This is a genomic window from Dactylosporangium sp. NPDC005572, from assembly GCF_040605515.1.
In the GTDB taxonomy this organism is placed as follows: Bacteria; Actinomycetota; Actinomycetes; order Mycobacteriales; family Micromonosporaceae; genus Dactylosporangium.
In genome coordinates, this window is the sequence record NZ_JBEXCY010000048.1 from 44,470 (window position 1) to 64,680 (window position 20,211).

20 protein-coding genes are annotated in these 20,211 nt (G+C 74.4%); 9 read left to right on the plus strand and 11 right to left on the minus strand.

Annotated elements, in window-relative coordinates; all coding sequences use genetic code 11:
- Positions 1-40: 40 nt before the first annotated feature.
- Complete coding sequence (locus ABZS66_RS23580; RefSeq protein ID WP_354760986.1) at positions 41-1,411, minus strand: cation:dicarboxylase symporter family transporter; 1,371 nt, start codon at positions 1,409-1,411, stop codon at positions 41-43.
- Positions 1,412-1,518: 107 nt separating this feature from the next.
- Between ABZS66_RS23580 and ABZS66_RS23585 the strand changes: the two genes are divergently transcribed.
- Positions 1,519-3,060 (plus strand): sensor histidine kinase, encoded by a 1,542-nt coding sequence (locus ABZS66_RS23585; RefSeq protein WP_354760988.1) that lies wholly within the window; start codon positions 1,519-1,521, stop codon positions 3,058-3,060.
- Complete coding sequence (locus tag ABZS66_RS23590; protein WP_354760990.1) at positions 3,057-3,740, plus strand: response regulator; 684 nt, start codon at positions 3,057-3,059, stop codon at positions 3,738-3,740. The genes ABZS66_RS23585 and ABZS66_RS23590 overlap by 4 nt, the downstream gene beginning before the upstream one ends.
- A gap of 31 nt (positions 3,741-3,771) precedes the next feature.
- Here ABZS66_RS23590 and ABZS66_RS23595 read toward each other — a convergent pair whose 3' ends face one another.
- Positions 3,772-4,299 (minus strand): TetR/AcrR family transcriptional regulator, encoded by a 528-nt coding sequence (locus tag ABZS66_RS23595; protein WP_354760992.1) that lies wholly within the window; start codon positions 4,297-4,299, stop codon positions 3,772-3,774.
- A gap of 67 nt (positions 4,300-4,366) precedes the next feature.
- Between ABZS66_RS23595 and ABZS66_RS23600 the strand changes: the two genes are divergently transcribed.
- Together ABZS66_RS23600 and ABZS66_RS23605 are read left to right on the plus strand one after the other, a co-directional pair.
- Entirely contained in the window at positions 4,367-4,744 is a 378-nt protein-coding gene (locus tag ABZS66_RS23600; protein WP_354760994.1) for a hypothetical protein, read from the plus strand.
- A 60-nt stretch (positions 4,745-4,804) separates the two neighbouring features.
- On the plus strand, positions 4,805-6,241 hold the full coding sequence (locus ABZS66_RS23605) for a DUF4419 domain-containing protein (RefSeq protein WP_354760995.1): 1,437 nt from the start codon (positions 4,805-4,807) through the stop codon (positions 6,239-6,241).
- Between the two features lie 33 nt (positions 6,242-6,274).
- Here ABZS66_RS23605 and ABZS66_RS23610 read toward each other — a convergent pair whose 3' ends face one another.
- Positions 6,275-6,664, minus strand: a complete 390-nt coding sequence (locus ABZS66_RS23610) for a hypothetical protein (RefSeq protein ID WP_354760997.1) — start codon at positions 6,662-6,664, stop codon at positions 6,275-6,277.
- The gene (locus tag ABZS66_RS23615; RefSeq protein ID WP_354760999.1) at positions 6,661-7,479 is read right to left on the minus strand and encodes a slipin family protein; all 819 of its coding nucleotides are present in this window, start codon (positions 7,477-7,479) and stop codon (positions 6,661-6,663) included. The genes ABZS66_RS23610 and ABZS66_RS23615 overlap by 4 nt, the downstream gene beginning before the upstream one ends.
- Before the next feature lie 177 nt (positions 7,480-7,656).
- Here ABZS66_RS23615 and ABZS66_RS23620 point away from each other — a divergent pair, with 177 nt between their 5' ends.
- Complete coding sequence (locus ABZS66_RS23620; protein WP_354761001.1) at positions 7,657-8,292, plus strand: hypothetical protein; 636 nt, start codon at positions 7,657-7,659, stop codon at positions 8,290-8,292.
- Between the two features lie 62 nt (positions 8,293-8,354).
- Here ABZS66_RS23620 and ABZS66_RS23625 read toward each other — a convergent pair whose 3' ends face one another.
- The 4 genes from ABZS66_RS23625 to ABZS66_RS23640 all read right to left on the minus strand — a co-directional run bounded on the left by ABZS66_RS23625 (position 8,355) and on the right by ABZS66_RS23640 (position 12,551).
- Positions 8,355-9,749, minus strand: coding sequence for a HAMP domain-containing sensor histidine kinase (locus ABZS66_RS23625; protein ID WP_354761003.1), 1,395 nt, complete (start codon positions 9,747-9,749; stop codon positions 8,355-8,357).
- Positions 9,746-10,777, minus strand: a complete 1,032-nt coding sequence (gene galE, locus ABZS66_RS23630; RefSeq protein WP_354761005.1) for a UDP-glucose 4-epimerase GalE — start codon at positions 10,775-10,777, stop codon at positions 9,746-9,748. Before galE ends, ABZS66_RS23625 begins: the two co-directional genes overlap by 4 nt.
- Entirely contained in the window at positions 10,774-11,403 is a 630-nt protein-coding gene (locus ABZS66_RS23635) for a polysaccharide deacetylase family protein (RefSeq protein ID WP_354761023.1), read from the minus strand. The genes galE and ABZS66_RS23635 overlap by 4 nt, the downstream gene beginning before the upstream one ends.
- A gap of 92 nt (positions 11,404-11,495) precedes the next feature.
- Positions 11,496-12,551 (minus strand): hypothetical protein, encoded by a 1,056-nt coding sequence (locus ABZS66_RS23640; protein ID WP_354761007.1) that lies wholly within the window; start codon positions 12,549-12,551, stop codon positions 11,496-11,498.
- Positions 12,552-12,677: 126 nt separating this feature from the next.
- Between ABZS66_RS23640 and ABZS66_RS23645 the strand changes: the two genes are divergently transcribed.
- Genes ABZS66_RS23645 through ABZS66_RS23660 form a run of 4 tightly spaced genes read left to right on the plus strand, consistent with a single transcriptional unit; the run spans position 12,678 to position 17,214 of the window.
- The gene (locus tag ABZS66_RS23645; protein WP_354761009.1) at positions 12,678-13,241 is read left to right on the plus strand and encodes a hypothetical protein; all 564 of its coding nucleotides are present in this window, start codon (positions 12,678-12,680) and stop codon (positions 13,239-13,241) included.
- Positions 13,238-13,918 (plus strand): ATP-binding cassette domain-containing protein, encoded by a 681-nt coding sequence (locus tag ABZS66_RS23650; protein ID WP_354761011.1) that lies wholly within the window; start codon positions 13,238-13,240, stop codon positions 13,916-13,918. The genes ABZS66_RS23645 and ABZS66_RS23650 overlap by 4 nt, the downstream gene beginning before the upstream one ends.
- Positions 13,919-14,596: an ABC transporter ATP-binding protein gene (locus ABZS66_RS23655; protein WP_354761013.1), complete on the plus strand. Its 678-nt coding sequence runs from the start codon at positions 13,919-13,921 to the stop codon at positions 14,594-14,596.
- On the plus strand, positions 14,590-17,214 hold the full coding sequence (locus ABZS66_RS23660) for an ABC transporter permease (RefSeq protein WP_354761015.1): 2,625 nt from the start codon (positions 14,590-14,592) through the stop codon (positions 17,212-17,214). The genes ABZS66_RS23655 and ABZS66_RS23660 overlap by 7 nt, the downstream gene beginning before the upstream one ends.
- An 8-nt stretch (positions 17,215-17,222) precedes the next feature.
- On the opposite strand, the gene ABZS66_RS23665 is transcribed toward ABZS66_RS23660, so the two are convergent.
- The 3 genes from ABZS66_RS23665 to ABZS66_RS23675 all read right to left on the minus strand — a co-directional run bounded on the left by ABZS66_RS23665 (position 17,223) and on the right by ABZS66_RS23675 (position 20,123).
- Positions 17,223-18,740 carry a tannase/feruloyl esterase family alpha/beta hydrolase gene (locus ABZS66_RS23665; protein WP_354761017.1) on the minus strand — a complete coding sequence of 506 codons (1,518 nt, stop codon included), beginning with the start codon at positions 18,738-18,740 and terminating at the stop codon, positions 17,223-17,225.
- A 62-nt stretch (positions 18,741-18,802) separates the two neighbouring features.
- A complete protein-coding gene (locus ABZS66_RS23670) occupies positions 18,803-19,444 on the minus strand; it encodes a phosphatase PAP2 family protein (RefSeq protein ID WP_354761019.1) in 642 nt (213 codons plus the stop codon).
- Positions 19,437-20,123 carry a response regulator transcription factor gene (locus ABZS66_RS23675; RefSeq protein ID WP_354761021.1) on the minus strand — a complete coding sequence of 229 codons (687 nt, stop codon included), beginning with the start codon at positions 20,121-20,123 and terminating at the stop codon, positions 19,437-19,439. Before ABZS66_RS23675 ends, ABZS66_RS23670 begins: the two co-directional genes overlap by 8 nt.
- Positions 20,124-20,211 lie beyond the last annotated feature (88 nt).

Consider the following 20,211-nt stretch of genomic DNA (forward strand, 5'->3'; position numbering starts at 1 on the left):
GGGCGCCCGGGGGTGGGCGCCCGCGACGGATCGGGACCGGCTACACGGCGGTCGGTGCCGCGGCCGGAGCGGGCGCCGGGGCCGGGGCCGGGGCGTGGGCGTCGTCGACCATGGTCGACTCGTCGAACGGGTTCTCGCCGGACAGGACCGTGCGGGCCCGGTCGCGGTCGAACTCGCCCGTCCAGGTGCCGATGACGATCGTGGCCACGGCGTTGCCGGCGAAGTTGGTCAGGGCCCGCGCCTCGGACATGAAGCGGTCGATGCCGACGATCAGGCCGACGCCGTCGACCAGGTCCGGGCGGTGGCTCTGCAGGCCGCCGGCCAGGGTGGCCAGGCCGGCGCCGGTGATGCCGGCGGCGCCCTTCGACGCGATGATCATGAAGCCGAGCAGCGAGATCTGCTCGCCCAGGGACAGCGGGTTGTCCATGGCCTGCGCCACGAACAGCGACGCCATCGTCAGGTAGATCGCCGTGCCGTCGAGGTTGAACGAGTACCCGGTCGGGACCGTGATGCCGACGACCGGGCGGCTCACGCCGACGTGCTCCATCTTGGCGATCAGGCGGGGCAGCGCCGACTCCGACGACGAGGTGGACAGGATCAGCAGGAACTCGCGCCCGAGGTACCGCAGCAGCTTGAACAGGCTGATCCCGGACACCACCCGGATCAGCAGGCCGAGCACCACGAAGACGAAGATCGCGCAGGTCACGTAGAAGCCGAGCATGATCTGCGCCAGGCTCTTGAGCGCGTCGACGCCGGTCGCGCCGACCACGGCCGACATGGCACCGAAGGCGCCGATCGGGGCGAGCCACATGATCATGGCGAGGACCTTGAAGACGAGCCGCTGGATGGTGCCGACAGCGGCCAGCACCGGCTCGCCGCGCCGGCCCATCGCCTGGACGGCGAAGCCGACGAGCAGCGCCACGAGCAGGGTCTGCAGCACCTCGCCGGAGGTGAGCGAGGACAGCAGGGAGGTCGGGATGATGCCCAGCAGGAAGTCGGCGGTGGTCTCGGCCGGCGCGCCGCTGGCCGCCTTCTGGCCGGCCTTGGCGATCGCGTCGTTGAGGTGCAGGCCGGAGCCCGGGTGGACGATGTTGCCCACGACCAGGCCGATGGCCAGGGCGACGGTCGACATGACCAGGAAGTAGCCGAGGGCGAGGCCGCCGACCCGGCCGACCTTGGCGGCCTGCCGGACCGAGCCGACGCCGAGCACGATGGTGCAGAAGATCAGCGGGCTGATCATCATCTTGATGAGGTTGACGAAGCCGGTGCCGACCGGCTTGAGCTCCACGGCCGCCGCGGGGGCGGCGAACCCGAACGCGATGCCGGCGACGACGGCGGCGATCACCGCGAGGTACAGGTAGTGCGTGCGGTCCCGGCGGCGGGCGGGACTCGCTGGGGGCGAGGTGTCCATGCCGCTGAATGTGGCCTGGGTCTCATCTCCGTGGCACCGTTACGTTCATTCTGTTCACGACCCGCTCACGACCCCGCCCACGACCCCGCCCGATCGGACACACCGCCATGACCCGCCGCTGGAGCATCGCCGGGCAGCTGTTCGCGCTGCAGGTGCTCGTCGTATCCCTGCTCGTCGCCGGCGGCACGGCCGGCGCGGTACTGCTGGCCCGCGACGACGCCGAGGACGCGTCGACCGACATCGTGCTCGCCGTCGCCGAGACGGTGGCCCGCTCACCGTACGTCGTCGACGCCGTGACCGGGCCCGACCCGGTGGCGCGCCTGCAGCCGTACGCGGAGGCGACCCGGCTCGCCACGCACACCGACTTCGTGGTGATCATGGCCCCGGACCGGACCCGGTTCACGCACCCGACGGCGAGCCTGATCGGCAAGCCGTTCAGCGGCACGATCGAGCCGGCGCTGCGGGGCGGCCAGGTGGTGGAGACGTTCACCGGCAGCCTCGGCGAGTCGGTGCGCGCCGTCGTCCCGGTCCGCGCGGCGGACGGGCGGATCACCGGGCTGGTGTCGGTGGGCATCACGACCGAGGCCGTCAACCAGCGGCTGCTACGCCAGGCGCCCGCGGTCGCCGTCGCCACCGGCGCCGCGCTGCTGCTGGCCGCGGCCGGCGCCTGGCTGCTGAGCCGGCGGCTGCGCCGCCAGACGCACGGGCTCGGGCCGGCCGAGATGACGCGGATGTACGAGTACTACGACGGCGTCCTGCACGCGGTGCGTGAGGGGCTGCTCGTCGTCGACCTCAAGGGGCACGTCGCGCTCGCCAACGACGAGGCGAAACGCCTGCTGGGGCTGGGGGACGCCGACCTGCCGCCGGCCGTCGCCGAGCTGGTCGCGTCGGGCCGGCCCGCCGAGGACGAGCCGGTGCTGGCCGGCGACCGGGTGCTCGTGGCCAACCAGCGGGCCACGCAGTTCGCCGGCCGGCGACTCGGCACCGTGCTGACCCTGCGCGACCACACCGAGCTGCGCGCGCTGACCGGCGAGCTCGACTCGGTCCGCGGCCTCACCGAGGCGCTGCGGGCACAGGCCCACGAGGCGGCGAACCGCCTGCACACGGTGCTGACGCTGGTGGAACTCGGGCGCACCGACGAGGCCGTGCGGCTGGCCACCGCCGAGCTGGCGCTCGCCCAGCGGCTCACCGACCGGGTCGTCGGCGCGGTCACCGAGCCGGCCCTCGCGGCGCTGCTGCTCGGCAAGTCGGCGCAGGCGGCCGAGCGGGGCGTCGAGCTGGTCGTCGACGAGGAGTCGCGGCTGGACGCGGCGGTGCTGCCGAGCCGCGACCTGATCACCGTGGTCGGCAACCTGGTCGACAACGCCCTGGAGGCGGTGGCCGGCACCGACCCGCCGCGCCGGGTCACGGTGCTGGTCCGCCAGGAGGCCGGGGAGGTGCTGGTCCGGGTCGGCGACACCGGCCCCGGGCTGCCGGCCGAGCACGTCACAGACGCGTTCCGGCGCGGCTGGTCCACCAAGCGTGAGGGCCGCGGCCTGGGCCTCGCGCTCGTCGGGCAGGTGGTGCGGCGGTACGGCGGGCAGTACGAGGTCGCCGCAGCCGACGGCGGCGGCGCGGTGATCACCGTGCGGCTGCGGAGCGCGTCATGACCGCCGTGCGGGTTCTCGTCGTCGACGACGAGCCGCTCATCGCCGACGCGCACCGGGCCTACACGGAGCGGCTCGACGGTTTCACCGTCGTCGGCGTCGCGCACACGGCCCGCGAGGCGCTCGCGGTGCTGCGCGCCGAGCCGGTCGACCTGGTGCTGCTCGACCTCAACCTGCCCGACAAGCACGGCCTGGAGGTGTGCCGGGCGCTGCGGGCCGCCGGCAGTGGCACCGACGTGCTCGCCGTGACGTCGGCGCGGGACATCGCGATGGTGCGCGCGGCGGTGGCGCTGGGCGTCACGCACTACCTGCTCAAGCCGTTCACGTTCGCGGCGTTCCACGACAAGCTCACCCGGTACGCGCAGTACCGCAGCCAGGTCGTCGGCGCCGGTGAGGTGGCCGCCCAGCACGAGGTCGACCGGGTCTTCGCGACCCTGCGCGGTACCGGAGACGCCGCATCGCTGCCGAAGGGACTGGACGCCGCCACGCTCGACCGCATCCTGGCCGCGCTGCGCGAGACGGCCGGGCTGTCCGCGGCCGAGGCGGCGGCCCGCACCGGCACCTCCCGCGTGACGGCCCGGCGCTACCTGGAGCACCTCGCCGACACCGGCCGGGTGGTCCGCGAACCGCGCTACGGCGGACCGGGCCGGCCGGAGGTCGAGTACCGCCCGCGGCATCCGTGACCCGGCCCGGGTCCGCGGCGTTGGAGCTTCGTCATCCGGTGAACGCGGCGACGCCCCGCTGCCAGGCGCCGTCGAGCGCGGCGTCCGGCGGGAACCGGCCGTTGAGCTCCAGGATCACCATGCCGTGCGCGAAGGCCCAGATCGCCCGGGCCCGGTCCGGGTCGCCGCCGGTCGCCGCGACCAGCGGCTGCGCGGCCGCCTCCTCGACGCCCGGGGCCAGCAGGTCGCGGCGCAGCGGGCGCTCGGTCATCAGCCGGTACAGGTTGGGGCGGCGCCGGGCGAAGTCCCGGTAGGCGGCAGTGAGCGCGCCGATCGGGTCGGCCGCCCCCTCGACCGCCCGGGTGAACAGCTCGGCCTGCTCCTCGAACCCGGCCGAGATCAGGGCCGCCTCCAGCGCCGGCTTGTCGCGGACGTGCTCGTAGAGCGAGGCCGCGCGGATCCCCAGCTCGGCCGCGATGCGGCGCATCGACAGCGCCTCGGGGCCGTCCCGCTCCAGCAGGTCACCGGCGGCCCGCACGATCTCGCGGGCCCGCGGGCTCAGCCCATGTAACGCGCGCAACACCCATCCGCCTTCCTAACGGTGTTAGGGTAGCAGCCTAACGGTGTTAGGGAGAGGAAAACTCGCGATGAGCGACCGCATTGCCCGCATCCTGCTCGTGCTCGCGGCGCTGGGCGCCGCCGTGGCGGTGGTCAGCTCGGCCGGCGCCGTCGCCGACGCCGGGCCGGACACCCGGATGGTGGAGACCTGGCGCCTGCTCGGCCTCGTCGTGTTCACCGGCGTGTTCCTGCTGCTGGCGTACCGTCCGCGCCGCTACGCCGGGATCTGGGAGCTGACCATCGTCAACAAGCTGGGCCTGACCATTGCCGGGCTCTCCTTCGGCGCCGGCACGGCCGGCGCCCGCGACGCCCTGGTCGTCGACGGTGCGATCACCGTGATCCTGCTGGCCTCGTACGCCCTGACCCGCGGCTGGACCGCCTGGCGCACTCCCGCCCCCGTGTCGTGACGCCACCGCTTCGAGCTCGCGGGACAACGGATCCGGTGGCCGCGCCCTATCGTGCTGGGCATGGTGACGTTCACGGTCGACGATGTCACGCCCGCCGCCGAGCGGCTGCCGACGCAGCCGCTCGGCGAGCTGTTCCCCGAGGCGCTCGTGTTCGGCGGGGACCCGCAGCTGCCGGTGCTCGCGCCCGACGGGGTGCACCCGCTGCTCAGTGCGGTCGCGCGGGCGTTCGCCGAGCACCGGCCGCTCGTCCTGTCGCCTGACGCGGTGTGGCTGACGATCGCGAACGGCGTCGCCCAGCACGTGCGCCTGCACGCCGAGGAGCTGCGGTCGCGGCTGGTCCGACACAGCGGGAAGCAGCGGCTCGAGGTGCAACACGCCGGGCCGCTGCCGCGCGACGCCGCCTCCTGGGCGGACCTGGTCGACGGGTTCGCCAAGCAGCTCGACGACCTCGGGCTGTTCGAGTGCGACTTCTCCACGAGCACCGAGGTCGAGCGGGTGACCGGGCGCATCGTGCTCATGGACGTCTACTCGCCGTACTTCTCGTACTGGCTGATCACCGTGTGCGGCATCCCGTCGGTGACGCTCACCGGCACCGTCGAGGACTGGCGGCGCATCCGTGCCCGGATCGACGCCCTCGACCGCTTCGGCCTGGAGACCTGGTGCCGGTCCCTCGCCCCGATCGCCGACGAGTTCGTGCGGGCCGCGGCCGGCGACCCCGACCAGGCGTTCTGGCGGCGCATCTACAACCCGGTCGACGCCTACGGCGGCGAGGTGATCACCGGTTGGATCGCCCGTTTCTACCCGTACCTGATGGGCACCCGCATCGACCTTCCCAACTGGCTGCTCGACCTCCCACTCGGCGAGCCGCGCGACGACCCCGAGCCGAACGGCATCCGCAGCGACATGGTCCCCGCCGTGTTGTCGCGGGTCGTCGTCAACGTCAACGACCGGGTCGGCGGCGACAACCGCGTGGTCGCCCTGCACGGCGGACTCGTCGCCGTCGCCCAGGACCCGGACGGTGCGCTGCGTCCCGTCGCCGGCTGGCACCTGGCGCCGGCGGTCGTCGAGATCGACGACGTCGTCGACCGGATCGTGGAGCGACACGAGACGACCCCGGGCGACGACGACTGCGACGAGGGCCCGGCCGAGGTCCTCGCGCTGTACCACCGGATCGGGTCGGCGACCCTGTTCGACGGCCGCTGGCGGCTGCTCCCGCACCGCGAGCACCGCTCGGTGTACGTCGACGGCTTCAGCATCCGCGCCCTCGTCGACCTGGCCGACGGCCGGACCCTCGCCTCGGCCACCGATGATGAGTTCATCACCCGGTGGGTCGTGTGCCGCCTGGTCGAGGAGCCGGGACGGTTCGGGCCCGTGCGCCGCCTCGCCGGAGACCTGTCCGACGTCCCGGTCCTCGGCACGTCGCTCGCCCTGCTGCTCGACGCGGCCCTCGACTCGGGCGGCGACATCGCGCATCTGGAGACCGGCCGCCTCAGGTAGCGGCTCGGGCGGTGGCCACCACGGCGGCGACGGCTACCCGACGACCTGGTCGCCGAGGACCCGGCGCGCGTCGTCCAGCCGCTCGACACAGGTGGCGAAGACGACCTCGCCGCCGCAGATCGAGGTGGGCAGCAGGCCCACGACGTTGATGTTCGCCTCGGCCAGCCGCCGGGCGAACCGGCCGACCTCGCCGGGCTGGTCGGCACACTTGACGAGCAGGGCCGGGTGCTCGTCGAACGGCACGCCGGCTGCGGTCAGCGCCGCGCGGGCGGCGTCCTCGTAGTTGGCGGTGAAGTAGACGAAGCCGTGGTCGCCGGCCGTCACACCGCCGATCTCCAGGTTGACGCCGTGTGCGCCCAGCACCTCGCCGACGTGGGCCAGCTCGCCCGGCTGGTTCTTGAGATCGATGGTGAAGATGTTCATGGCGGTCCTGCCTTCAGGAACTCGGCCGGGATCTGTGCCGACTGTGCCGACTGTGCCGACTGTCCCGACTCCGGCTGGCGCTCCAGGAAGCGCAGCAGCTCGACCGGGAACGGCAGCACCACCGTGGAGTTCTTCTCGGCTGCCACCTCCACCACCGTCTCCAGCAGCCGCAGCTGCAGCGCGGTCGGGGTCTGACCCATCGTGGCGGCGGCGTCGGCCAGCTTGCGCGACGCCTGCAGCTCGCCGTCCGCGGTGATGACCCGGGCCCGCCGCTCCCGCTCGGCCTCGGCCTGCCGGGACATCGAGCGCTTCATCGACTCCGGCAGCGAGACGTCCTTGATCTCCACCCGGTCGATGTGGACGCCCCAGTCGACCGCCGGACTGTCGATCATGAGTTCCAGGCCCTGGTTGAGCCGCTCGCGGTTGGTCAGCAACTCGTCGAGGTCGCTCTTGCCGATGATCGAACGCAGCGACGTCTGCGCCACCTGGAGCACGGCGAACATGTAGTCCTGGACGTTCACCGCGGCCCGGACCGGGTCGATGACCCGGAAGTAGACCACCGCGTCCACCTTCACGGTGACGTTGTCGCGGGTGATGCCGTCCTGCGCCGGTACCGGCATCGTGGTGATCTGCAGGTTGACCTTCTGCATCCGGTCGATGCCGGGCACGATCAGCGCCAGGCCGGGCCCGCGGGTCGCCGTGCGCAGACGTCCGAACCGGAAGATCAGGCCGCGTTCGTACTGACGGACGATCCGGGTGCTCGCCGCCAACCCGGCCGCCGCGATGATCAACAAGAAGATCAGCAAAAAGGTCATGACAGCTCGCGCCGCCTTCGACGTCTCCATTCCAGGCTAACGCGGCCCGTCCCCCGTCGGGATCACCCCGAGCTGCGCCGGGCCTGCGGTGTATCAGGCGGGTACCTCGCGGATCTGGATGGGTGCGGCGGCCGTTGCCCGGCCGCCCTGCCACCCGGTCCGGAAAGGAACCCAGCGATGACGCACATCCTGCAGATGAGCACCGACGATCTGACCTCCCTCTACACGTGGCCGTTCCCGCCGGAGCGCGGCGCCATCTACGACGCCACGATGATGGCCCACTGGCTGGAGCTGCAGCTGGGCCCCGACGTCATCGTCGTGCCGGCCGAGGCGGCGGTCCGTGCCCCGGTCGGGGACCGTTCGCTCGACGCGTTCGCCGACCCGAAACCCGTGAACCTGTCCGTGTCGCAGTGGGCGGCGCTGGCCACCAACGCGACGATCGGCGGCCTGCTGGCCCGCCAGGACGTGGCGGCCCGCCTCGACCCCGCCGGGGCGCAGGCGGTCAGCGCGGCCAACGCGACCGACCTCGGCGCGTTCACCGTCGACGTGTCGGGCTCGCCGGCATCCTGCGTCGTGCCGGTGAGCCACGGCACGATCGTGATCGTCGTCGGCCCGAAGATCGTGGTGATCCCGATTCCCAGCCAGCCGGACCCCGACCCGATCACCGGCACCGCTGTACTGACCCGGCAGGACCTCCTCGGCGTCGGCGTCCGGCTCCGGGCCGCCGCCGACGCGCCCAACGCCGGGATGCTGCGGGACGCGTTCCTGTCCGCCGCCGACCGGATCTTCGAGGCCGCCCCCGCACGCGGCTGACCGGCCGCGCTCAGGGTGCGTACGGATGCCCGGCGGGGTATGGGCAGCCCCGCCGGGCCACGTCAGGACGGCAGGCGGACGTGCAGGGCCGCACCGCCCGAGGGCGCGTCGCCGATCGTGAGGGTTCCGCCGTGTGCGGTGACGATGTCCCGGGCGATCGACAGGCCCAGTCCGGTGCCGCCGCCGTCGCGGGAGCGGGCGTCGTCAAGACGGACGAAGCGGTCGAAGACCCGGTCGCGATCCGCGGGCGGGATGCCCGGACCGTCGTCGGTGACGGTTAGTTCGGCGTGGCCGTCGCCGCCGCGCAACTCGATCCCCACCCGGCCGGCGGCGTGCCGGGCGGCGTTGTCGAGCAGGTTGCGCAGGACACGTTGCAGGTGCCCCGGGTCGCCCTTGACCCGAACGGGCGCCACGTGCGCCTCGATCCGCAGCTCGGGGTGCTGGGCCGTCATCCGGTCCCGCTCGGCGTAGACGAGGTCGTCGAGGTCGACGTCCTCGCGGCGGATCCGCAGCCCGGACTCGTCGACCCGGGCGAGCAGCAACAGGTCCGCGATGAGTGCCGCCATGCGGGCGCTCTCGCGGTGCATGCGCCCCACGTGGGGGAGCGCCTGCGGCGGCAGGTCCGTCTGCTCGAGGATGTCCAGACCGGCGTGGAGGGTGGCCAGCGGGCTGCGCAGCTCGTGGCTGGCGTCGGCGACGAACCGGCGCTGTGCCGCGGTCGTGGCCTCGATCCGGTCGAGCATGGTGTTCATCGTCGTGGCGAGCGCCGCGATCTCGTCCGCCGCCGCCGGTACGGGCAGCCGGGTGTGCAGGTTCTGCGCGGTGATCGTGTCGGCCTGGCGGCGCATCGCGTCCACCGGGCGCAGGCTGCGGCCCACGAACAGGAACGTGGCGAGCCCGACGATCGCGGTGAGCAGGGGCATGCCGACGACGAGCGCGCCGATGACGGCCTCGGTGCCGTCGTTGACCTCGTCCAGCGACTGCCCGACGAGGACGGTGCGCTGCCCGTCCGCCGTCGTGACGCCGGTGGCGACGATCTGGAACGACTCGTTGTGGGCGACGGGCAGCCGGCGACGTTCGCGCTGGGTCTGGCCGGCCTTCGGGCGCAGCGGCGAGATCGGGTCGGCGCCGCCGACGGACGCCGACGCCGCCACCACCCGGCCGTCGGCGTCGACGACCTGCACGATCGTGCGGTCCCGCGGGGACGGGCGCAGCGCCGCGGCGAGTCCGGCCCCGCCGTCGCCGAGCGCGGCGGCAACCTGCACGGCGCGCTGGGTCGTGGACTGGTCGACGTTCTGGGTGAGGATGATCCGTGACGCCACGACGAGCGCGACGCCGCTGAGCACCGAGGCGATCGCGACGACCGCCGCGGCGGCGAGCGCGGAGCGCATCCGCACCCCGAGCCGATTCGCCAGCCCCTGCCTGAAGCGCCCGACGCGCTGCCGTGTGCTGCTCATGGCGTGAACCTAGCCGGACCGGCGGGCGACCGGACCGGATCGGGCCGTTCCCGGCGGGACGAGATCGTGGCGGTGCGGGCCAGCCAGGCCGACGTGACGCAGTCCCGCAGCGTGTGCCGGGGATGCCAGCCCAGCTCGCGGGCGATGCGGTCGACGGCGGCGACCACCTCCGCGGCGTCGCCGGGTCGCGGCGGGCCGGGCCGGGTCGGCACCGGCGCGCCGGCGACGTCGGAGACGGTGCGGATCACCTCCAGCACCGAGTGCCCACGGCCGGCGCCGACGTTGTACACGGCGGCGTGGCGCCCGGTGGCGAGCCGCTGCGCTGCGCGGTGGTGGGCGTCGGCGAGGTCGGCGACGTGGACGTAGTCGCGTACGCCGGTACCGTCGGCGGTCGGCAGCGTGGTGCCGGCCACGGTGAGCGGCACGCCGGTACGCAATGCGTCGAACGCCAGCGGCAGCAGGTTGGTGGTGCCGCGGTCACCCAGGTGCGCGGCGGCCGCCCCGACGGCGTTGAAGTATCGCAGGGCGACCCACGAGACGCCGTGGGCGTGGCCCACTGCGGCGACGAGCTGCTCGGCGACCAGCTTGGTCCGGCCGTACGGGGAGAGCGGTCGGGTCGGCGCGTCCTCCGTCACGGTCGGGCGGTCCGGCCGCCCGTAGACGGCCGCCGACGAGGAGAACACGAGCCGGGTGACGCCGGTGGCGACCATCGCGTCGAGGACGGCGGCGACGACGCCGACGTTCTGCCGGTAGTACCGGATCGGCTGGCTGAGCGACTCCGGCGCGGACTTGCTGCCGGCCAGGTGCATGACCCCGTCGGCGCGGTACCGGGTCAGGACGGCGCGGACCAGGGCCGGGTCGCCGGCGTCACCGACGACCAGCGGCACGTCCGGCGACAGGCGGGCCCGGTCGCCGGTGGACAGGTCGTCGAGGACGACGACCCGCTCGCCGGCGGCCCGCAGCTGCGCGACCACGTGCGCGCCGATGTACCCGGCCCCGCCGGTGACGAGCCAGGTCATCGGGTTCATCGCGGCACCCGCTGGTGCTCGCCGAGCGGGCCGAGGCGCAGGCCGCGCTCGCGGGTCCAGTCGACGAGCTGGGGGAGCGCGTCGAGGGTCCGCCGCCACGAACCGGCGGCCGAGGTGCAGTCGGAGTCGTGCAGCAGGACGGTGCCGCCGCCGACGAGGGTGCTCGTCACCGTGCGCACGATCGTGCCCGGCGTGGCCGAGGCCTGCCAGTCGCGGCCCCACGCGGTCCACAGCTTCGGTTCGAGCCGCAGCCGGCGGCAGGCGACCAGCGCACCGCTCGTCAGCACGCCGTACGGCGGACGGTACCAGCGCGGTGCCCCGGCCCCGAGGGTGGCGACGAGATCCCGGGCGCGGGCGATGTCGTCATAGGTGGCGCGCGGCGTGCGCCACAGCAGGCAGCGGTGGAACCAGCCGTGCACGGCGACCTCATGCCCGGCGGCGACGAGCTCCCGGCCGAGCCCCAGATCGCGGTGCAGCATCGTTCCGAGGAGGAAGAATGTCGCCCGGACGCCGTGCTCGGCGAGCAACCGCAGGAACGCCGGCGTCGACGTCCGGTCCGGCCCGTCGTCGAACGTGAGCGCGACGTGGCCGGCCGGTCCGGTGCCCGCGAGGGCCGGCAGCAGCATGCGCCGGCCGGGCGGGTACGCGGTGACGGCCGGCAGTGCGTGCGCGGCGAGCCCGGCGGCACCGATGGTGAGGCCGGCGGCGAGCGCGCGGTTCACGCCGCCACCGCCAGGTCGGCCAGCACCGTCTCCGGCAGCAGCGGCGCCGGAGCGTAGCTCGTGGCGCCGGTGAGCGCGGCGCGCAGCCCGCCGGCGAGATCGGCCCGGCCGCGCAGCCAGGGTGCCCAGCCGACCCGGTCGAGGACCTCGGCGTTCGCGGCGCCGTGACCGGGCAGGCAGCGGTACGTCACGACCGGCACGCCGGCGGCGAGCGCCTCCACCGACGACAGCCCGCCGGCGTTCTGCACGACGACCTGACAGGCGCGCACCAGGCCGGCCATGTCGCCGACCCAGCCGAGCGCGAGCACCCGACCCGACCGGTTCAGCCGGCGCCGCAGCCCGTCGTTGCGGCCACACGCGACGACCGGCACCGCCAGTCCGGTCGCGGCGACGTCCAGGGCGGCCCGCTCGACCTGCCCGACTCCCCAGGCACCGGCGACGATGAGGGCCAGCGGTCCGCGCGCCGGCAGGCCGAGGGCCGCACGGTCGACGGCCGGCGTCGCGGGGCAGAACGCCGGCCGCACCGCCGGTGCGACGACCCGCACGTCCGGCGCGCCGAGCTCCTTGGCCTGCCGGGCGCTGTCGTCGTGCAGCGCCAGGTGTACGTCGACACCGTCGGCGATCCACAGCGGATGCACCGACAGGTCGGTGAGGTAGGTGACCACGGGAACGGCGAGCCGGCCCTGACGCCGAAGCCGGCCCAGCACCTGGCTCGCGAGCGGGTAGGTCGAGACGACGAGGTGCGCGTCGCTGCCGACCGCGGCCAGGGTCGCCTCGTCGGCGGCCGCGGTGAGCGTCGCCGCCCGCCCGCTGAGCAGGTCGGCGCCGGCGAGGGCGAGCAGCCAGCCCCAGCTGCGCGGCGCGACGGTGAGCTGCCGGCGGTACAGGCCCCGCAGCAGTACACCGAGGCGGCGGGGCAGCAGGTCGACGAAGTCGTGCCGGTGGACGGTGCGTCCCTGCGTGCGCAGCCGGCGGGCCAGCTCGTCCGCTGCGCCGTCGTGACCGGCGCCGAAGCTGGCCGACACCACGACCACCGATGATCCTCGCGGCATGGGGGTCTCCTCTCGTACCGGCAGGCGCCGGGACCGGACAGGATCGTGGCCGTGCCGAGCTGAAGGAACGCTGAACCCGGCGTCGTTCAGCGGGCTTTCAGCCGGGCGCGCCTACGGTGCCGGGCCATGAGAACCATCGGCAGGCTCGCAGCTCCCGCCGCACTGGCCGTCGTCGCCGTGCTGGCGCTCACCGGATGCGGCCGCGGCGCCGCGCCGGACGCGGGTGGCGCCGGCGACATCCCCGACAACCAGGCGTTCGTCGAATACCGGCCGGCCGGCGCCAAGTACTCGATCAAGGTCCCGGAGGGCTGGTCCCGCAGCGAGACCGGCGACACCGCGACGTTCACCGACAAGCTCAACACCATCACGGTCGGCCTCGGCGCGCGCGGGACCGCACCGGACGTCGCCGCCGGCCAGGCCGAGCTCGCCTCGTTGCGCGACAACGCCGGCTTCTCGGCCGGGCCGGTGACGGTGGAACAGCGCCCGGCCGGCCCGGTGCTGCTGATCAGGTACCGCGCCGACGCCGACGCCGATCCGGTCACCGGCAAGGTCGTCAACGACGACGTCGAACGCTACGAGTACTGGCACGCACCGGCGGACATGCTCACGGTCACCCTGGCCGGCCCGCACGGCGCCGACAACGCCGACCCCTGGCGTACCGTCACCGAGTCCGTCCGGTGGCTTGGGTGAGCGCCCCGGCGATCCGCGCGGAGCGACTCTTCCGGTTCTTCCACAGCGGCGACGACGAGGTCCTCGCGCTGCGCGGGGTGTCCCTGCGGCTGGCCGCGGGGGAGTGGCTCGCCCTCACCGGCCCGTCCGGCTCGGGCAAGTCGACCCTGCTGGCCTGCATCGCCGGCCTCGACGAACCCGACGGCGGCAACGTGTGGATCGCCGGGCGGCGCATCACCCGCCGGCCGGAGCCCGCCCGGGCCCGGCTGCGGGCCCGGCACGTCGGCGTGCTGTACCAGGCCGGCAACCTCCTCGAACACCTGACGGTGGCGCAGAACATCCGCTTCGTGCGCCGGGTCGCCCGGCTCCAGCGCGGCGGCGACGACGTGGACACGCGCCTGGCGGCGGTGGGACTGGACGGGCGCGGCGGCGCGCTGCCCCGCGAACTGTCGGGCGGTCAGGTCGCCCGGGCCGGGCTCGCCGTCGCACTGGCGAACGACCCGGCCGTCCTCGTCGCCGACGAACCGACCGGCGAGCTCGACGAGCTGACGGAGCGCGCCATCCTCGGGCTGCTCGCGGCGCGGGCCGCCGCCGGAACCGCCGTGCTCGTCGCGAGCCACAGCCGGGCCGTCGCCCGCGCCGCCCACCGGGTGGTGCACCTGCACGACGGGCGCGTCCTCGAGACCGGGGAGGGCTGAGTGGCCACCACGGCCGACGTCTTCACCGGCGAGCACCTTGTGCGCACGTTCGGCCCGACCACCGCAGTGCGTGACGTCACCTGCGTGGTGCCGGCCGCCGCCCGCATCGCCATCACCGGCGTGTCCGGGTCCGGCAAGTCGACCCTCCTGCACCTCGTCGCCGGCATCGACGAACCCACCAGCGGTACCGCCAGATGGCCCACCATCGGCGAGCGGCTACGCCCGGGCCGGATCGGCATCGTCCTGCAGCGCCCGGCGCTCATCCCCACCCTCGACGTGGGCGAGAACGTGGCCCTGCCGCTGCTGCTGGCCAACCGCCCCGCCGACGCCGCCCGGCACGCCGCAGCCGAAGCACTGCGCCGGCTCGGTCTCGCCGAGCTCACCACGCGCCTGCCGCACGAACTGTCCGGCGGCCAGGCCCAGCGGGTTGCGGTCGCCCGGGCGGTCGCGCCCGGGCCGGACCTCATCGTCGCCGACGAACCGACCGCAGCCCTGGACTCGTCAGGCGCCGCCCACCTCGTCGACGTGCTGCTCGCCACCGCCGAACGCATCGATGCCGCGCTCGTACTGGCCACCCATGACCCGGCCGTCGCCGACCGGTTCGCCACCCGCTGGCAGATGGTGGACGGCACCGTCCGGGCGCAGCCGGACGCGACGGGACCGGAGCCGGCATGCTGACCTGGCTCGCCGGCGTACTGCGTCGCCGATGGATCCGGATCGCCGCCACTGCCGCCGGCATCGCCACGGCGGTCGCCCTGCTCGCCACCGTCGGCGCGTTCCTCGGCAACGCCAAGGCGTCGATGACCCGACGTGCCACCGCACCGGTCGACGTGGACTGGCAGGTGCGTCTCGACGCCGGTGCCGACCCGGCCGCCGCGCTCGCCACGACCCGCGCGGAACCCGGTGTCGCCGCCGCCGTGCCGGTCCGGTACGCCGATCTGCCCGCGCTGTCCAGCCGCGCCGGCGGCACCGTCAGCACCACCGGCGCCGCGGTCGTGCTCGGACTGCCGCCCGGGTACCGCACGATGTTCCCCCGGCAGATCCGCGACCTGGCCGGCACCGGCGACGGTGCCCTGCTGGCCCAGCAGACCGCCGCCAACCTGCGGGCCGTCCCCGGCACCGTGCTCACCGTCGAACGTCCCGGCCTTCCCGCCGCCCAGGTCACCGTCGCCGGGATCGTCGACCTCCCGCACGCCGACACACTCCTCGCGACCGGCCGGCCCGGCGCCACCGCACCACCCGACAACGTCCTGCTCCTGCCCGATCGGGTGTTCGCCGAGCTGCTCGACCCGGTGCGGGCCACCCGGCCGGACCTCGTCAGCACGCAGCTGCACGTGCGGACCCGGCGGCAGCTGCCGGCGGCACCGGACCGCGCGTACACCACCAGCACCGGCGCCGCCCACCATCTCGATGCGCAGCTGGCCGGTGCCGGCCACACCACCGACAATCTCGGCGCGGCCCTCGACGCGGCCCGCTCCGACGCGGCCTACGCCACCGCCCTGTTCCTGTTCCTGGCCACGCCCGGGGTCGCGCTCGCCGGGCTGCTGACCGCGACGGTCGTCGCCGTCGCCGCCCCACGGCGCCGCCGCGAGCAGGCGCTGCTGCGCACGCGCGGCGCCAGCACCCGGCAGGTGCTGGCCATCATCGCGACGGAGTCCGCGTTCAGTGGCGTCGCCGGTGCCCTCGCCGGCGTCGGGGCCGCGGCAGCGCTCGGCGCCGCGGTGTTCGGCGGGTCGGGCGGGCCGGCCTGGCTCGCGGCGGCCGGGACGGCAGGCCTGGTGGTCGCCGCCGGTGCGGTCCTGCTGCCCGCCTGGCGGTCGCTGCGCACCGGCAGCGTCACCGACGCCCGCGCCGGCAGCGACCTGCCAGGCACCCGGCTGCCGCTTGCGCTGCGGCTCGGGCTGGACATCGTCGCGCTGGCCGCCGCGGTGCTGCTGCTACGGACCACCACCGCCCGCGGCTACCAGCTGGTGGTCGCGCCCGAGGGGGCGCCCCGCATCGCGGTGGACTACTGGGCGTTCGCCGGCCCGGCCCTGCTGTGGTTGGGCGCCGCCCTGCTCGTCTGGCGGGTCGTGGCCGGCGCGCTGCGGCTCGGCAGGCCGGTCCTCACGGCGCTGCTGCGGCCGCTGGCCGGGCCGCTCGCCGGTACGGTCGCCGCCACCCTGCACCGCCGCCGGCAGCCGATCGCGACCGCCGCCACGCTCATCGCCTGCGCGGTCGCGTTCGCGGTCTCCACAGCCGTGTTCACGGCCACCTACCGGCAGCAGGCGGAGGTCGACGCGAGGCTCACCAACGGCGCCGACGTCACCGTCGCCATGCCGCCGGGCGCACCGGACGGCGACGTCGCCGGCACCATCGCCGCGACACCCGGCGTGCGGCACGTCGAGACCATCGGGCACCGGTTCGCCTACGTCGGCGCCGACCTGCAGGACCTCTACGCCGTGCGGCCGGGCACCGTGACCGCCGGCGCACACCTCGCCGACGCCTGGTTCACCGGCGGTACGGCGGACGGGCTGATGCGTCAGCTCGCACAGCAGCCCGACGGTGTGCTGGTCTCGGCCGAGACGGTCGTCGACTTCCAGCTGCGGCCCGGCGACAAGCTGACGCTGCGCATCACCGACGCCCGCTCCGGCACGCCCGTCCCGGTCACGTTCCGCTTCCTGGGCGTCGTCAACGAGTTCCCGACGGCGCCGACCGACAGCTTCCTCGTCGCCAACGAAAGCTACGTCGCCGGCCAGGCGGGCGTCGGGCCGGGCACGCACCTGGTCGACACCGGCGGCGCCGACCCGGCGGCGGTCGCGGCGGCACTACGGCAACGCATCGGTGCCGGGCCGGCGATCACCGACATCACCGCGGCCCGGGCCACCGTCGGGTCCAGCCTTGCCGGCGTCGACCTGGCCGGCCTGACCCGCATCGAGCTCGGGTTCGCGCTGGCCCTCGCCGTTGCGGCGGCCGGGCTGGTCCTCGCCGTGGATCTCGCCGAGCGGCGCCGCACGTTCACGATCCTCGGCGTGCTGCGCGCCAGGCCGCGCCACCTCGCCGGGTTCGTCGCCGCCGAGGCGTGTGTCGTCACGCTCCCGGCGCTGCTGTTCGGCGTCGGCCTCGGTGCCGGTATGGCCCGGCTCCTCGTGCTGATCCTCAGCGGCGCGTTCGACCCGCCACCTGACCGGCTGGCGCGTCCCTGGGGATACCTGGCCGCCGTCGTCCTGGCGATCGTCCTGGCCGCGGCTGGAACGGTGACGGCCCTGGTCTTCGCGACCCGCAGACCGGCGCTGTCCTTGCTCCGTGGCGATTGAGATGTCGTTCAGCAGGCCTGTGCCGTTCGCGGATAGCGGCAGAGGTTGTGGGCGACCGGCGGGCGGCGGGCATCGGTGGTCGCGGCGGGCAGCGTGTCGGGGGCCCGGCCGTGCTCGACCCAGTCGACGAGCGCTGCGAGCGGGTCGGTGGGAACGGGCCCGGCCCCGCCCGCGCAGTGGGCGACGCCGGGGGCGAGGAAGACGCGGTAGAAGTCGTCGGTTGCGCGCGCGCCGCCCATGACGGCCTCCACCTGTTGGCGGTACTCGATCGTGCCCTGTGGAAAGACCGCCTGGTCGGCCAGGCCGTGCCAGGTGATCATCTTGCCGCCGGCGGCCCGGAACGCGGACAGGTCGGGGTCGTCGGAGCCGATGACGGCGCTGTAGCCGGCCAGCGACTCGGTGAAGAGTCGCTCGAACTCGGGGTACCGGATGGTGGCGGGGTCGAAACCGGGCTGGCGCCGCAGGAAGTATCGGACCCAGTCGGCCGCGACCGGAAACGGTGCCCCGTGCCGCGGCCCGAAGAGGGGCTTGGCCGTGCCGGCGAGCCAGCCGAAGGAGGCACCCGGCAGCAGGCCGTACCAGAGCTGGCGCCCGGTCCGGGTGGTAGGGCCCTGCCAGATCCGGCGGACGACGTCGGCGACGCTCCGGCTGATGTGGTTCGTCGTGCCCTGGCAATGCACGGCCGTGCCGACGAGCCGGCCGGGATCGAACCGGCAGGTCTCGGGGCGGTCGATGACACCGTCGACGCGCCCGTCGTCGCGGTCGCACGCGGCGACCGCGGCACGGTTGAAGGCCTCGAGCTCACACGCCGTCGGGTACACCCCCGCCTCGTTCATGACGACCTGGGGCCAGAGCTGTGCGATCGTCAGGCGGTTCCAGTAGATGGCGGGCGCGGCGGCGATGATGCCGTCGAAATCGCCCGGGTACCGCTGGGCCTCGGCCAGGCCCTGCCGGCCGCCGGTCGAGCAGCCGGTGAAGTATGAGTACGCGGGTGGGCGGCCGTAGAACGCGGTGACGACCTGCTCCCCGACGCGGCTCATGTCGTGCACCGAACGGTATGCGAAATTCGTCAGGCGCCCGGCGTCGACGGTCCGGTTGCGGCGCAGTGCCCAGGCGGGGTGGCCGGTCCGGGGAGTGGCCAGCCCGGCGTCGGTGGACGCCGCCGCGTAGCCGCGTCGAACGGCGTCGGCGAGGGTGTGCCCGAACGATCCGGCGGTGAAGCCCCCACCGCCGACGGCCTGGAAACGCCCGTTCCAGGCCGTCCTCGGCAGCCGGAGCTCGATGCGGACCCGGTCACCGAGCGGTGGGTGGGTCAGCACGACCGTGATGTCGCAGCGCGTCGGCGCATCCGCCCGGCCGACCGCCGTCACCGCCAGAATCCGGGCCCCGGCCACGTGGGGCGTGGGCAGGTGCGGGCAGCCGACGGGGCCGCGCCCGACGGTGAGCACGGCCCCGGCCAGCGTGGCGCCCAGGACGGCCAGCACGAGCACGAGCGCCACCACGAACGTCGGCTGGCTCCTCGACACATCCTGCGCGTACCCGAATCGCCGCCCGGATCACGGTGCGTCCAGCTCCGCGCAGGCCGGCGTCAGCCGGGTGGGGCAACGGTTGCCCGCACCCTCGACCCCCACACTGCGTGTGCGGCAGCGGCGGTGGCGGCGCAGGCCAGCAGCCAGCCGCCGACGACGTCGCTGGGCCAGTGCGCGAGCAGCGCCACCCGGCTGACGCCGACGAGCGCCGCCCAGGTGCCGGCGACGACGGCCAGCGCGATACGGGAGCGCCGGCTGGTCAGCAACGTCCAGCCGATGACGATGACGATGCCGGCGGCAATGGCCGAGGATGTCGTGTGCCCGGACGGATACGAAAAGCCGCTCGTGGCGGTGAGCCGGTCGACCGGTCTGGGCCGGTGGATGAGCAGCATCACGCCGATCCGCACGGCGCTCGCGGAGGTGACGGTCAGGAGCAGGAAGGCGACGCCGGTGAGGTCCTGGCGCAGCAGCAGCACGATCAGCGCCAGGGCGGCGAGCGATAGCAGGACGGGGGTGTCGCCGGTGTGGGTGATCGCCGACATCGTCCCGCGCCAGGCCGGATGGGCCGGGGTGAAGCGGCGGGCGAGGCCGCTGACCGCTGCGTCGAGGCGCACCAGCGGCCCGAACCGGGCGGCGACGAGCCCGGTGAGTACCACGAACAGCAGTGCGGGTACTGCGGCCGCGGCGCGGCGGTCAGCCACCGTCAGGGTCCAGCCGGTAGCCGACACCGCGGACGGTCCGGATCGCGGAGCGGCCGTACGGGTGGTCGATCTTCTTGCGCAGGTAGCCGACGTACACCTCGACGATGTTGGGGTCGCCGTCGAAGTGGGCGTCCCACACGTTCTCGATGACGGCGGTCTTCGTCACGACCGTGCCGGCGTTTCGCATCATGAACTCCAGCAGCGCGAACTCGCGGGGGGTGACCGCGATCTCGTCGCCGCCGCGGGTCACCCGCCGGCGGGCCGGGTCGAGGTGCAGGTCGCCGGCGGCGAGCACGACGGGGCGCTCCGGGGCGCCGCGGCGGATCAGCGCCCGCAGCCGGGCGACGAGCACCACGAACGAGAACGGCTTCGTGAGGTAGTCGTCGGCGCCGAGGTCGAGCGCGTCGGCCTGGTCGTAGTCGCCGTCCTTCGCGGTGAGCATGAGGATCGGCGTCCACACCTCCTGCTGGCGCATCCGGCGGCACACCTCGTAGCCGCTGAGGCCGGGCAGCATGATGTCGAGCACGACGGCGTCGTAGGCGCCGTGCGGTGTCTCGGTGGCCGCCCACAGCCCGTCGACCCCGTTGAACATGAGGTCGGTGGTGAATCCTTCGGGGGCGAGCCCGTCGCGGACGGTCTCGGCGAGGCCGACCTCGTCCTCGACCAGCAGCAGTCGCATCTGTGAGCTCCTCTCAGAAGGCCCGCACGGGGGTGGCGTCGACGCGGCTGCGGGTCAGGTAGGCCACGAGCGCCATGGACGCGATGAG

Bases quoted from the DNA above. Each gene is read 5' to 3' on its own strand.
- ABZS66_RS23580 (WP_354760986.1), bottom strand. From the start codon at position 1,411: ATGGACACCTCGCCCCCAGCGAGTCCCGCCCGCCGCCGGGACCGCACG.
- ABZS66_RS23585 (WP_354760988.1), top strand. From the start codon at position 1,519: ATGACCCGCCGCTGGAGCATCGCCGGGCAGCTGTTCGCGCTGCAGGTG.
- ABZS66_RS23590 (WP_354760990.1), top strand. From the start codon at position 3,057: ATGACCGCCGTGCGGGTTCTCGTCGTCGACGACGAGCCGCTCATCGCC.
- ABZS66_RS23600 (WP_354760994.1), top strand. From the start codon at position 4,367: ATGAGCGACCGCATTGCCCGCATCCTGCTCGTGCTCGCGGCGCTGGGC.
- ABZS66_RS23605 (WP_354760995.1), top strand. From the start codon at position 4,805: ATGGTGACGTTCACGGTCGACGATGTCACGCCCGCCGCCGAGCGGCTG.
- ABZS66_RS23610 (WP_354760997.1), bottom strand. From the start codon at position 6,664: ATGAACATCTTCACCATCGATCTCAAGAACCAGCCGGGCGAGCTGGCC.
- ABZS66_RS23615 (WP_354760999.1), bottom strand. From the start codon at position 7,479: ATGACCTTTTTGCTGATCTTCTTGTTGATCATCGCGGCGGCCGGGTTG.
- ABZS66_RS23620 (WP_354761001.1), top strand. From the start codon at position 7,657: ATGACGCACATCCTGCAGATGAGCACCGACGATCTGACCTCCCTCTAC.
- ABZS66_RS23625 (WP_354761003.1), bottom strand. From the start codon at position 9,749: ATGAGCAGCACACGGCAGCGCGTCGGGCGCTTCAGGCAGGGGCTGGCG.
- galE (WP_354761005.1), bottom strand. From the start codon at position 10,777: ATGAACCCGATGACCTGGCTCGTCACCGGCGGGGCCGGGTACATCGGC.
- ABZS66_RS23635 (WP_354761023.1), bottom strand. From the start codon at position 11,403: ATGCTGCTGCCGGCCCTCGCGGGCACCGGACCGGCCGGCCACGTCGCG.
- ABZS66_RS23640 (WP_354761007.1), bottom strand. From the start codon at position 12,551: ATGCCGCGAGGATCATCGGTGGTCGTGGTGTCGGCCAGCTTCGGCGCC.
- ABZS66_RS23645 (WP_354761009.1), top strand. From the start codon at position 12,678: ATGAGAACCATCGGCAGGCTCGCAGCTCCCGCCGCACTGGCCGTCGTC.
- ABZS66_RS23660 (WP_354761015.1), top strand. From the start codon at position 14,590: ATGCTGACCTGGCTCGCCGGCGTACTGCGTCGCCGATGGATCCGGATC.
- ABZS66_RS23675 (WP_354761021.1), bottom strand. From the start codon at position 20,123: ATGCGACTGCTGCTGGTCGAGGACGAGGTCGGCCTCGCCGAGACCGTC.